Below are 12,829 nucleotides of genomic sequence, written 5' to 3' on the forward strand. Positions count from 1 at the left end.
GTTCACGCCCCCGCCTTCGCCGTACCGACGATGCCCGCGTCCTCGGACTGCCGTTGTTCCGGTACGTCCGGCTGTTCGTCGTTCTCGTGGAATTCCAGCTTGGCGCGCTTGTTGGCGATGAGGCCCTCGGGGCGGAAGCGCATGATGAGGATCAGGGCGATGCCGAAGCCGAGGAGCTGGTAGTCCTGGAGGAACGACAGCTTCGCCGGGATCAGGAAGAGGAGGGCCGAGCCGACGATCGGGCCGGTGATCGTGCCCATGCCGCCGAGGATGACGGCCGCGAGGAGGAACGCGGAGTTCGGCGGGACGGGACCGGCGAACACGTAGTTCTCGGGGACGACCGTGGTGTTGACGTGTGCCTGCACGGTGCCGGCGAGGCCGGCGAGGGACGCGCCGAGGGCGAAGGCGACCAGCTTGACCCGGAAGCCGTTGATGCCCATCGCGGTGGCGGCGGTCTCGTCCTCGCGGATGGCGACCCAGGCGCGGCCGATGCGGCTGTTGCCGGCGCGGGAGAAGACGACCACGACCAGCGCCATGACGAGGATCATGAGCAGGTAGTAGTTGGCGTAGGCGCCGAGCTCGATGCCGAGCACGGTGTGCGACTCGCCGAAGTTGTACCCGAAGAACTCCAGCTGAGGGATGTTCGGGATGCCGTTCGGGCCGTTGGTGATCTGCGGGCCCGAGGTGCCGTCGAGGTTGCCCATGGCGATGCGGAAGATCTCACCGAAGCCGAGGGTCACGATGGCGAGGTAGTCGCCGCGCAGTCGCAGGGTCGGCGCGCCGATGACGACGCCGAAGACCAGCGAGGCGGCCATGCCGGTCAGCGCCGCCGCCCAGAAGGGGAACTGGACGCCGAACGCGGAGCTGGTGGCGCCGGAGACGAGGGCCGCGGTGTACGCGCCGACGCCGAGGAAGGCGACGTAACCGAGGTCGAGCAGGCCGGCGAGGCCGACGACGATGTTGAGGCCGAGGGCGACGGTCGCGAAGATCAGGATGTTGACCGCGATCAGCGTGTACGTGTCGCCGCTCTGCTGGATGAACGGGAAGGCGATCGCCATGACGATGCTTGCGGTGATCGTGACCTGGCGGTTGCGCGCGGTGATCTGCGAGAGGCGGGCGGTGAGCCCGGACTTGACCAGCGCCGTGGCGGAGAAGCCGACCAGGATCAGGTACGCGACGAAGAGCTGCGGCTCGTTGTCGTCGGTGTCGATGCCGAAGGTGACGACGTACAGGCCGAGGGCGAAGACCGCGACGATGATCAGGATCTCGGCCCAGGACGGCAGCTTCTTCGCGGGGGCGGCCTTGCGGGTGTCGTCGGGCAGCTTGTACGCGGCGATCGCGGGGACGGCCGAGGCGAGGACGGCGACGCCGGCGCCGGGCTCCAGGTCCACCAGGGCGCCCAGCTCCACGATGATCGCGAGCGCGGTGAAGAGGGTGGTGGCGAAGGTGCCGAGGGCCAGGATCCACACGGCCTTGCGGGAGCCGGCGGGGGTGAGCCAGCCGAGGCCCTTCACGCCGAGCGCGGAGAGCGCGTGGGCGGCGGTGAGGACGGCTCCGAGCAGGGTGAGGAGCTGGAGCGGTGCGGGATTGCCGTAGATCGTGAGGTTGCCGGGGAAGGCGCTGGTCCACGTCCAGGCGAGGAAGGCGCTGACGACGGTGGCGATGCTGCCGCCGACGACCGCCCAGAGGAGCAGGGCCGGCTTCGGCGCGGACTTCGTCGTGTCGATGTTCGTCATGGTGCTCACGCCCTGTCCGCGACGCGCTCGCCCAGCAGGCCCTGGGGCCGTACGAGGAGCACGAGGATGAGGAGGACGAAGGCCCACACGTTGGACCAGGCACCGCCGCCGAGCTGCTGCATGCCGGGGATGTCCTCGATGTAGGCGATCGAGAGGGCCTCGGCGAGGCCGAGGACCACGCCGCCGACCATGGCGCCGTAGATGTTGCCGATGCCGCCGAGGACGGCAGCGGTGAAGGCCTTGAGACCGAGGATGAAGCCCATCTCGAAGTTGATCTGGCCCTTGTCGACGCCGTACGCGACGGCGGCGACGGCGGCGAAGGCGGCACCGATGGCGAAGGCCATGACGATGATGCGGTCCGTGTTGATGCCCATCAGCTTCGCGGTGTCCGGGTCCTGCGCGGTGGCCTGCATGGCGCGGCCGCTGCGGCTCTTCGAGACGAAGACGCCGAGGGCGAGCATGCACAGCGGCGCGAGCACGAGGATGAAGGCGTCGGCGCGCTGGATGGAGAGGCTCTCGGTGATCTTGAAAGCCTCGCCCTCGAACTCGGGGAAACTCACGGCCTTCTTGGCGTCCGGGTAGAACTGCCAGACCAGCTGCTGGAGCGCGATGGACAGACCGATCGCCGTGATGAGCGGGGCCAGTCGGGGCGCGTTGCGCAGCGGACGGTAGGCGAACCGCTCGGCGGCGGTCGCGACGGCTACGGAGGCTATCGCGCCACCGATGATCATGAGCGGTATCGCCACCAGCAGGGACGTTCCGCTCGGGAGAGCGGTGTAGGTGGTGAGGGCGCCGAAGCCCCCGATCATGAAGATCTCGCCGTGGGCGAAGTTGATGAGCTGGACGATGCCGTAGACCATGGTGTACCCGATGGCGATGAGGCCATAGAGGGCACCGAGGGCCAGGCCGTTGGCCAGCTGTTGCGGCAGTTCGTGCACCGCAGGCCTCCGATGAGCTTGTCGGATATGACTCCGCGCGAGGGCGCTGTTTGCGCCCTCGCGCGGCTTGGTTCAGGTGGTGCGGGTGTCCCGGCGCCGAGGCTCTCGGCGCGGCGCCGGGCCGGGGATTACTGGTTGAAGGTGTCGCTCTTGACGTCGACCCACTTGCCGCCCTCGACCTTGTAGACCGTGAGCTGCTTGTTGGTGGTGTCGCCGTACTCGTCGAAGGAGACCTTGCCGGTCACACCGTCGAAGGAGACCTTGCCCAGGGCCTCGGTGACCTTGGCGCGGGCGTCGGACGGGAGCTTGCCGTTGTTGGCGGCGACGACGGCCTTGACGGCCTGGATGATGGCCCAGCCGGCGTCGTAGGAGTAGCCGCCGTAGGCCGCGTACGGGTCCTTGTAGCCGCCCGCGTTGTAGTCCGCGATGAACTTCTTGGCGGTGTCGAGCTTCTCGACCGGGTAGCCGATCGAGGTGGCCAGGTCACCGTCGTTGGCCTCGGCGGAGGCGCTGATGAAGGCCGGGTCGTAGATGCCGTCGCCACCCATGACGGGGATCTTGGCGCCGGTCTTCTTGACCTGGTCGGAGAGCAGACCGCCCTCGGGGTACTGGCCGCCGAAGTAGACGGAGTCGGCGCCGGAGGCCTTGACCTTGTCGGCGGTGGAGGAGAAGTCGGTCTCCTTCACGGTGACGTGGTCGGTGTCGACGACCTGGCCGCCGAGGCGCTTGAACTCGTCGGAGAAGATCGCCGCGAGGCCGGCGCCGTAGGTCTGCTTGTCGTCGACGACGAAGACCTTCTTCTTGCCGGCGTCCTTGAAGAGGTACTGGGCGGCGAACTTGCCCTGGACCACGTCGGTGGCGGCGGTGCGGAAGTAGGTCTTGAAGGGGCGCTTGAACTCGCCCTTGCCCCAGTTGTCGCCCTGGCTGAGCGCCGGGTTGGTGTTGGCCGGGGAGACCTGGGCCAGGTTGGCGGAGGCGAAGACGCCCTGCATCTGCTGGGAGACGCCGGAGTTCAGCGGGCCGACGACGCCGAGGACGTCCTTGTTGCCGACGAGCTTGGTGGCGTTGGCCTGGCCGGAGGCCGGGACGGCCTGGTCGTCGAGGCCCTCGATCTTGAAGGTGACGCCGGGGACTTCCTTGTTCTTGTTGGCGGTCTGGACCGCCAGGTCCACGGAGTTCTTGATGCCCTGGCCGAGCGCCGAGAGGGAGCCGGTCAGCGGGGCGTCGACGCCGATGACGACGGTGACGTTTCCACCGTTCGCGTTGTTGTCGCTGCCACCCTTGTCGTCGCGCGAACCGCAGGCGGTGAGGGTGAGCGCTCCGGTGGTGAGCACGCTGGTGAGGATGAGCAGTGAACGGTGTCGCACGAAGAATCCTTTCCCTGGCGCGGCCCCCTCAAGCTGAGGCGGTGCCGTGAAGCTGTGTAGCTAGAGGTGCCGTTTTCGTTGCCGGGCCGTACTGGGTCGAGCAGGGCCGTGCAGTGCAAGCGCCCGGCGGCGCGGTGACTGGCCGTGACTCTAGGCGCAGGTGGGGAACGGCGGGGAGCGCCCAGGTCAGGATGTGACTGTCTTGTTATGCCGACGGGCGGATGCCGTGTGCGACGGGTGGGCAAATCCGGGCACAGCGGTCGGTAGTGCAGTGTTCACATAGTGAGAACCCGCAGTTCCGCTAAGGGGCTTGAGTGGATCACACTCCTGACGGCGGCCGCGTGAGGCTGTCCGGTAATCGGACAGTGGTTCAGTTGTCACCGGACGGAAGGCGGGTCCGTGATCGACTCCGCTTCTCGGGCGCCGAATGGCGCGAATGTTACGCAGTGTTACGGCGATCATGGCCGAGATCAGTCGCTGGAGGGCGCCGGGGAAGCGGCCGGGGAGGTGCTCCACTCCTCGGGCGGACGCCAGTTCTCCGAGCTCCCCGTCGCCCCCTTCGCCGCCTCGCAACGCCGCCGCGACTCCCGGTCGGCCAGCGCCTCGGCGGCGCTCCGTCCCGAGCGTCGATCCTCGGCCCGGGCAGCCGCGAGCACCTCGTCGTGGATCTCGTACTGCTCGTTGGAGAGCCCCTTCTGCTCCCAGTCGAGTCCCGCCCACTTCGATCCCTTGAGCGCCTCTTTCACCCAGTACGACACCAGGCTCGCGCAGACGTCGGCGGGGGTGCTGGTCCGCGGCGCGGGCGACGGTGCGGGGTGCGGGTCCGGAGCGCGGCCGCAGCCGGCGGACAGGGTGAGCACGCACCCGGTCAGGGCCGCCGCCAGGGCGGCCCCGACCGGCCGTGAACGGGGGTGTGTCACGGGAGTTGGACGAACGGCTTCAGGAAGTCGCGCGCGCCGGGAGTGTCCAGGCGGTACGTGACGTTCGTGGCGTAACAGGGCGTGTCGCCGGTGATCGTGGTGGCCACGAGCGTCAGCTTCCCGTTCAGCGTCGCGAAGTTGGGGCCGCCCGAATCGCCGTAGCAGGCACCGCCGTTGCCCTGGGGCGCGGTCATGGCGAGCCGGATCCAGGCGTCGTTGAGCGCGTCGAACGAGACCGGCGCCTTCATGCGGACCCCGCCGCCCGGGTGGGTCTGGCCGCCCGGTCCACGCTCCGCCTCCTCGGTGCCGTAACCGGCGACGAGGAACGAGGTGGAGTTCAGGCCCTGCGGGCCGAGCGTGGCCAGGGCGCCCGCCTTCGGGAGCGCGGCGGGAGTGAAGGACCAGCGGCCCTTCACCGCCTTCGCCGGCAGTTCGATCACCGAGATGTCATGGGTGTCGGAGGCCGGACCGGGGTAGGCGGGGTGGCTGATCGCGGTGCCCTCGACGGCCACGCTCCGTGCAATGGTGGCGGGGTCGCCCGGGTGCTCGGCGGCCGCCCGGTCCAGACCGGACTGCACGTCCTGGTCGAGCGAGACGTAGAAACGCACGTTCTCCGGCCAGTCCGTCGTGCAGTGCGCGGCCGTGAGGAAGGTGTCCGCGTCGATCATGGTGCCGGAGCAGACCCAGTCGACCCGGTCGGGCGTCGCCGGGTCGTCGTCGTTGTCCCAGGTCGCGACGAGCGCGCCGACCTCGGTGCGCTCGGGGGCGGGGGCCGCGTTGTACGAGTTGATGGCCGAGGACGGGATCGCGGTGGCGATCACGGCGGCGCAGGCGGCGGCGGTGACGGCGGTCATCGCGGTGGTGGTGCGAACGGCGGTCACGAAGAACCCCTCGGTGGATGGATGGGATCAGGTGTTCTCCTGTGGGGGAGGTTCGCCAGTGAAGCCGCTGTCCCGGCGCGGGGCAAGAGGGCCGCACGGTACGGGAGTTGTCCGGAACGCGCAGACGGGGGCGGCGCGCGAAAGCGCGCCGCCCCCGTCGAGGGATCCGGTGACTCAGGAGCCGTTCGGCTGCCCCGCCTGAGGCAGGTTCCCCGCGTCCTTCGCGTCGATGTCGCGCAGCAGGCAGGTCAGCCGCGCCGAGCACACCCGCTTGCCCTGCTCGTCGCTGATCACGATCTCGTACGTGGCGGTGGTCCGCCCGCGGTGGACCGGGGTCGCCACGCCGGTCACCAGACCGCTGCGCACCCCGCGGTGGTGGGTGCAGTTGAGGTCGACGCCGACGGCGATCTTCGAGACCCCGCCGTGCAGCATCGAGCCGATGGAGCCCAGCGTCTCGGCCAGCACCGCCGACGCGCCGCCGTGCAGCAGTCCGTACGGCTGGGTGTTGCCCTCGACCGGCATGGTGCCGACGACCCGCTCGGCCGAGGCCTCCACGATCTGGACACCCATCCGGTTCCCGAGGTGCCCGGCCGAGAAGAGCGCCGGGAGGTCGACGCCCAGCGCCGCGTACTCGTCGATGACCTCCTGCGGGAACTTCACATGCTGCTGCTCACCCATGGGCCCGGCTCCGTTCGTCTTCGTACGGCTGCTTGTCGCATCGTGGTCGCCTGAGCAAACGCTTAGGCGGACTGCGATTGTTCCAGACGCACGATCACGGACTTGCTGGCGGGGGTGTTGCTGATGTCCGCCGTCGACTCCAGCGGCACCAGGACGTTCGTCTCCGGGTAGTAGGCCGCCGCGCACCCCCGGGACGTCGGGTAGTGCACCACCCGGAAGCCGGGCGCCCGCCGCTCGGTGCCGTCCGTCCACTCGCTGACCAGATCCGCGTACGCCCCGTCCGCGAGGCCGAACGCCGCCGCGTCCTCGGGGTGCACCAGCACCACCCGGCGGCCGCCCTTGATCCCCCGGTAGCGGTCGTCCAGGCCGTAGATCGTGGTGTTGTACTGGTCGTGCGAGCGCAGCGTCTGCAGCAGCAGCCGGCCCTCGGGCACCCTCGGGTACTCGACGGGGGCGGCCGTGAAGTTGGCCTTACCGGTCTTCGTGGGGAAGCGGCGCTCGTCCCGCGGGCCGTGCGGCAGCGCGAAGCCGCCCGGGCTCGCCGCGAGGCGGGCGTTGAAGTCCTGGAAACCGGGCACCACGCGCGCGATGCGGTCCCGGATCCGGGCGTAGTCCGCCTCGAACTCCTCCCAGGGCGTGGCCGATCCGTCGCCGAGCACGGCCCGGGCCATCCGCGCCACGATCGCCGGCTCGGACAGCAGGTGCGGGCTCGCCGGCGGCAGGTTGCCCCGGGAGGCGTGCACCAGGCTCATCGAGTCCTCGACCGTCACGAACTGCTTGCCGCTCTTCTGGACGTCCTTGTCGGTGCGGCCGAGCGTCGGCAGGATCAGCGCGCGCGTGCCCGTCACCGCGTGCGAGCGGTTCAGCTTCGTCGACACGTGCACGGTCAGGCGCGCGTTCCGCATCGCCGCCTCCGTCACCTCCGTGTCGGGCGTCGCCCCCACGAAGTTGCCGCCCATCGCGAAGAACACCTTCGCCTCGCCGTCGCGCAGCGCCTGGATCGAGCGCACCACGTCGAAGCCGTGGTGGCGCGGCGAGACGATCCCGAACTCCTTGTCCAGGGCGTCGAGGAAGGCGGGCGCGGGGCGCTCGAAGATGCCCATCGTGCGGTCGCCCTGCACGTTCGAATGGCCGCGCACCGGGCACACCCCGGCGCCCGGCCGTCCGATGTTCCCCCGGAGCAGCAGGAAGTTGACCACCTCGCGGATGGTCGGCACGGAGTGCTTGTGCTGGGTGAGACCCATCGCCCAGCAGACGATCGTCCGCTCGGAGGCGAGCACCATCTCCAGGGCACGCTCGATCTCGGAACGGTTCAGCCCGGTCGCGGCGAGCGTCTCGTCCCAGTCGGCGTCCTTCGCCGCCGCAGCGAACTCCTCGTACCCGTGGGTGTGCTCGCGTACGAACTCCTCGTCGACCGCCCCGGCCGTCTCCAGGACCAGCTTGTTGAGGAGCCGGAACAGCGCCTGGTCGCCGCCGATCCGGATCTGCAGGAACAGGTCCGTGAGCGCCGCGCCCTTCAGCATGCCCTGCGGCGTCTGCGGGTTCTTGAAGCGCTCCAGGCCCGCCTCCGGCAGCGGGTTCACCGAGATGATCCGCGCGCCCGCGGCCTTCGCCTCCTCCAGGGCCGAGAGCATCCGCGGATGGTTCGTCCCCGGGTTCTGCCCGGCCACGATGATCAGGTCCGCCCGGTGCAGGTCCTCCAGGGAGACGCTGCCCTTGCCGATGCCGATCGTCTCCGTCAGCGCCGAGCCCGAGGACTCGTGGCACATGTTGGAGCAGTCCGGCAGATTGTTCGTGCCGAACTCGCGGGCGAAGAGCTGCAGCAGGAACGCCGCCTCGTTGCTCGTCCGCCCCGAGGTGTAGAAGAGCGCCTCGTCGGGCGAGCCCAGGGCCCGCAGCTCCTCCGCGAGGATCGCGAACGCCCGCTCCCAGCTCACCGGCTCGTACCGCTCGCCGCCCTCCGGGAGCAGCATCGGCTGCGTGATCCGGCCCTGCTGGCCCAGCCAGTACCCGCTGCGGGTCGCCAGGTCCGCCACCGGATGGGCCGCGAAGAACTCCGGGGTCACCCGGCGCAGCGTCGCCTCCTCGGCGACCGCCTTCGCGCCGTTCTCACAGAACTCCGCCACATGCCGCTTGTCACCCTCGGGCCAGGCGCAGCCGGGACAGTCGAAGCCGTCCTTCTGATTGACCTTGAGCAGGGTCCGCGCGGTGCGCCGCAGACCCATCTGCTCCTGCGCGATCCGCAGGGTGTGCCCGATGGCGGGCAGGCCGGCTGCGGCGTGCTGCGGCGGCGTGACCTGCGGTGCGTCCTGGACCGGGTCACCGGCCGGCGGCTTGCTGACCATCGCGCTCTCCCTTGAGCGGTAATCCTGTGGCGTACGTCTTCGATCCTGTCACGCGGCACCGACAACCCGGCACCCCGACCGCTGTGGACGGGATTGTCAGTGGACCGTGGCAGGATCGTCGTGTGGCCGAGACAGCATCGAAGAACCCCGCAGACACCCGCCCCCGCCTGCTCCTCATGGACGGGCACTCGCTCGCGTACCGGGCGTTCTTCGCGCTGCCCGCGGAGAACTTCACCACCGCGACCGGGCAGCCGACGAACGCGATCTACGGGTTCGCCTCGATGCTGGCGAACACGCTCCGCGACGAGGCGCCCACCCACTTCGCGGTCGCGTTCGACGTGTCCCGCAAGACCTGGCGGTCCGAGGAGTTCCCGGAGTACAAGGCGAACCGTTCGAAGACCCCCGACGAGTTCAAGGGCCAGGTCGAGCTGATCGGCGAGCTCCTCGACGCGATGCACGCGCCGCGCTTCGCCGTCGACGGCTTCGAGGCCGACGACGTCATCGCCACCCTCGCCACCCAGGCCGAGGCCGAGGGCTTCGAGGTCCTCATCGTCACCGGCGACCGGGACTCCTTCCAGCTGGTCAGCGACCACACCACCGTGCTCTACCCGACCAAGGGCGTCTCCGAGCTCACCCGCTTCACCCCGGAGAAGGTCCAGGAGAAGTACGGCCTGAGCCCCTCGCAGTACCCCGACTTCGCCGCCCTGCGCGGCGACCCGTCCGACAACCTGCCGGGCATCCCCGGCGTCGGCGAGAAGACCGCCGCCAAGTGGATCAACCAGTTCGGCTCCTTCGCCGAGCTCGTCGAGCGCGCGGACGAGGCCAAGGGCAAGGCAGGCCAGAACTTCCGCGACCACCTGGAGTCGGTGAAGCTCAACCGCCTCCTCACCGAGATGGTCAGGGACGTCGAGCTGCCGAAGACCGTGACGGACCTCGCCCGCGAGCCGTACGACCGCACGGCCGTCGCCCTCGTCCTCGACACCCTGGAGATCCGCAACCCCTCGCTGCGCGAGCGGCTCCTCGCCGTCGACCCGGGCGCCGCCGAGGAGGCCGCGCCCGCCCCCGCCGCGGGCGTCGAGCTCGACTTCACCGTCCTCGGCGCCGGCGAGCTCGCCCCCTGGCTCGCCGAGCACGCCGGCGAGCCCCTCGGCATCGCCACCGTCGACAGCTGGGCCCTCGGCACCGGGAACGTCGCCGAGATCGCCCTCGCCGCCGCCGGGGGAGCCGCCGCCTGGTTCGACCCCAGCGCCCTCGACGAGGCCGACGAGCAGGCCTGGGCCGCGTGGATCTCCGACCCCGACCGGCCGAAGGTCATGCACAACGCCAAGGGCGCCATGCGGGTCTTCCCCGAGCACGGCTGGTCCATCGCGGGCGTCACCATGGACACCGCCCTCGCCGCCTACCTGGTCAAGCCCGGCCGGCGCTCCTTCGCCCTCGACGCCCTCACCGTCGAGTACCTCGGCCGTGAGCTCGCCCCGGCTGCCGCCGCCGACGGCCAGCTCGCCTTCGGCGCCGACGACACCGCCGAGGCCGAGGCCCTCATGAGCCAGGCGCGGGCCGTCCTCGACCTCGGCGGAGCCTTCGACGAGCGGCTCGCCGAGGTCGGCGCCCGCGAGCTCCTCCACGAGGTCGAGCTCCCCACCTCCGTCCTCCTCGCCCGCCTGGAGCGGCACGGCATCGCCGCCGACCGCGACCATCTGGAGGCCATGGAGCAGCAGTTCGCCGGCGCCGTGCAGCAGGCCGTGAAGGAGGCGCACGCCTCCGTCGGCCACGAGTTCAACCTCGGCTCGCCCAAGCAGCTCCAGGAGGTCTTCTTCGGCGAGCTCAACCTCCCCAAGACGAAGAAGACCAAGACCGGCTACACCACGGACGCCGACGCCCTCGCCTGGCTCGCCGGCCAGACCGAGCACGAGCTCCCGGTGATCATGCTCCGCCACCGCGAGCAGGCCCGCCTGCGCTCGACGGTCGAGGGCCTGATCAAGACGGTCGCGGCCGACAACCGGATCCACACCACCTTCAGCCAGACGGTGGCCGCGACCGGCCGCCTCTCCTCGACCGACCCCAACCTGCAGAACGTGCCGGTGCGGACGGACGAGGGCCGCGCCATCCGGCACGGCTTCGTCGTCGGCGAGGGCTTCGAGGCCCTCATGACCGCCGACTACAGCCAGATCGAACTGCGCGTCATGGCCCACCTCTCCGAGGACGAGGGCCTCATCGAGGCCTTCACCTCCGGCGAGGACCTGCACACCACCGTCGCCTCCCAGGTCTTCGGCGTCGAGCGGACCGCCGTCGACGCGGAGATGCGCCGCAAGATCAAGGCCATGTCGTACGGCCTGGCCTACGGCCTGTCGGCGTTCGGCCTCTCGCAGCAGCTGAACATCGACCCGGGCGAGGCCCGCGGCCTGATGGACACCTACTTCGAGCGCTTCGGCGGCGTACGGGACTACCTGCGGCGCGTCGTCGACGAGGCCCGCGCGACCGGGTACACCGAGACGATGCTGGGCCGCCGCCGCTACCTCCCCGACCTCAACAGCGACAACCGGCAGCGCCGCGAGGCCGCCGAGCGCATGGCGCTCAACGCCCCCATCCAGGGCACCGCGGCGGACATCGTGAAGGTCGCCATGCTGAACGTCGACCGGGCGCTGACGGAGGCGGGCCTCGCCTCCCGGATGCTCCTCCAGGTCCACGACGAAATCGTCCTCGAACTCGCCCCCGGCGAGCGCGAGCAGGTCGAGGCCCTGGTCCGCGAACAGATGTCGGCCGCCGCCGACCTCCGAGCCCCACTGGACGTCTCGGTAGGCGTAGGCCCGAACTGGGACTCGGCAGCCCACTGACACCGCCGCGTGGTGGGCACACGTTCCGCAGGGGGCGGTGCCCACACGTTGTGGGCACGCGTTCCCCCGGGGCGGTGCCCACCCCCCAGTTGTGGGCATGCGTTCCGCCGGGGCATTGCCCACCCCCACCCCGTTGTGGGCAGGCGTTCCGCAAGGGGCGGAACGGGTGGGCACAACGGACCCGCGCCCTGCCGGCGCCAGAGGTCCTGAGCCTGAACCCGCACCACGTGCACATCGCGCCCGTGGTGCGGGCCCGGCAGGTGTGCGCCAGTCGGACCAGTCCGGGCGCGGCCCAGGTGCACGGCTCTCAAAACTGGGAGCATGATCCGCCGCCCCCACCTCCCCACCTGGGCCCTCCTGAGCGCCCTGCTCGGCGCGTCCGGCACCGCCTGGTCCCCGCCCGCCGAGGCACACCCGGCGCCCGCACTCTGCACCTCGTCCCGCGAGCCGGCCCTCGCCGCCCGCCTGTCCCGGGACATCACGGCGGCGCTCAAGGGCCGCGAGAGCACGGTCGCCCTCGCGGTCCACGACCCCGGGCGCGGACTGCGCTGCCGGCTCGACGACACCCTCGCGTACGACTCCGCCAGCATCGCCAAGGTCCTGATCATGCAGGCCGTCCTCGGACGCGCGGAGGAACTCGGCCGCGCGCCGACCCCGCTGGAGGCGCGGCGGCTGAAGGCGATGATCACCCGCTCCGACAACAAGGCCGCCACCGAGCTGTGGGACGGGCTGTCCCGTGCCCGGCTGAACCGGGTGCTGCGGGAGGCCGGGGCCCGGGACACCGTCCTCGGCCGCGGCCACTACTGGGGCCTCACCCGCACCACCGCACGCGACCAACTCACCCTCCTCGCCGCTGTGTCGCGCCGCACCGAGGCCCTGTCCCTGATGGGGCAGGTCGTCCGCGCGCAGGCCTGGGGCGTCACGGCGGGCGCGCCCCGCACGGTCAAGGTCCACCTCAAGAACGGCTGGCTGCCCCGCGCGACCCACGCCTGGCGTGTCCACAGCGTCGGCATCGTGCGCCCGGCGACGCCGGACACGACCCCGGGCGCAGGCACAGGCACAGGCACAGGAACCGGCAAGGGGAAGCAGACCGACAAGGACATGGCCAAGGCCAAGGACACGGCCAAGGA

Annotated in this window: 8 protein-coding genes and 1 pseudogene; 2 read left to right on the plus strand and 7 right to left on the minus strand. The window is 70.6% G+C overall.

Annotated elements, in window-relative coordinates; translation table 11 throughout:
- Nucleotides 1-2: 2 nt before the first annotated feature.
- From AC07AW_RS11760 to AC07AW_RS11790, 7 genes are all read right to left on the minus strand, one after another.
- Nucleotides 3-1,736, minus strand: coding sequence for a branched-chain amino acid ABC transporter permease (locus AC07AW_RS11760; RefSeq protein ID WP_478815341.1), 1,734 nt, complete (start codon nucleotides 1,734-1,736; stop codon nucleotides 3-5).
- A gap of 5 nt (nucleotides 1,737-1,741) precedes the next feature.
- Nucleotides 1,742-2,674, minus strand: a complete 933-nt coding sequence (locus AC07AW_RS11765) for a branched-chain amino acid ABC transporter permease (RefSeq protein WP_478815243.1) — start codon at nucleotides 2,672-2,674, stop codon at nucleotides 1,742-1,744.
- A 128-nt stretch (nucleotides 2,675-2,802) separates the two neighbouring features.
- A complete protein-coding gene (locus AC07AW_RS11770) occupies nucleotides 2,803-4,041 on the minus strand; it encodes a branched-chain amino acid ABC transporter substrate-binding protein (protein WP_478815244.1) in 1,239 nt (412 codons plus the stop codon).
- 470 nt (nucleotides 4,042-4,511) lie between these two features.
- Nucleotides 4,512-4,961, minus strand: a complete 450-nt coding sequence (locus AC07AW_RS11775) for a hypothetical protein (RefSeq protein WP_478815245.1) — start codon at nucleotides 4,959-4,961, stop codon at nucleotides 4,512-4,514.
- Nucleotides 4,958-5,842, minus strand: coding sequence for a trypsin-like serine protease (locus AC07AW_RS11780; protein ID WP_478815246.1), 885 nt, complete (start codon nucleotides 5,840-5,842; stop codon nucleotides 4,958-4,960). The genes AC07AW_RS11775 and AC07AW_RS11780 overlap by 4 nt, the downstream gene beginning before the upstream one ends.
- A 174-nt stretch (nucleotides 5,843-6,016) precedes the next feature.
- Nucleotides 6,017-6,520, minus strand: a complete 504-nt coding sequence (locus AC07AW_RS11785) for a PaaI family thioesterase (RefSeq protein WP_478815247.1) — start codon at nucleotides 6,518-6,520, stop codon at nucleotides 6,017-6,019.
- A 62-nt stretch (nucleotides 6,521-6,582) separates the two neighbouring features.
- Complete coding sequence (locus AC07AW_RS11790) at nucleotides 6,583-8,865, minus strand: FdhF/YdeP family oxidoreductase (protein ID WP_478815248.1); 2,283 nt, start codon at nucleotides 8,863-8,865, stop codon at nucleotides 6,583-6,585.
- A gap of 122 nt (nucleotides 8,866-8,987) precedes the next feature.
- Here AC07AW_RS11790 and polA point away from each other — a divergent pair, with 122 nt between their 5' ends.
- Both polA and AC07AW_RS11800 read left to right on the plus strand, forming a co-directional pair.
- Entirely contained in the window at nucleotides 8,988-11,699 is a 2,712-nt protein-coding gene (gene polA / locus AC07AW_RS11795) for a DNA polymerase I (RefSeq protein ID WP_478815249.1), read from the plus strand.
- Nucleotides 11,700-12,380: 681 nt separating this feature from the next.
- Nucleotides 12,381-12,710: pseudogene (locus tag AC07AW_RS11800) on the plus strand (serine hydrolase); the annotation flags it as partial.
- Between the last annotated feature and the right edge of the window lie 119 nt (nucleotides 12,711-12,829).

This window comes from Streptomyces sp. NPDC044003, from assembly GCF_056435185.1.

Excerpts from the sequence above, each read along its gene's own strand:
- AC07AW_RS11760 (WP_478815341.1), bottom strand. The coding sequence starts at position 1,736 with ATGACGAACATCGACACGACGAAGTCCGCGCCGAAGCCGGCCCTGCTC.
- AC07AW_RS11785 (WP_478815247.1), bottom strand. The coding sequence starts at position 6,520 with ATGGGTGAGCAGCAGCATGTGAAGTTCCCGCAGGAGGTCATCGACGAG.
- AC07AW_RS11790 (WP_478815248.1), bottom strand. The coding sequence starts at position 8,865 with ATGGTCAGCAAGCCGCCGGCCGGTGACCCGGTCCAGGACGCACCGCAG.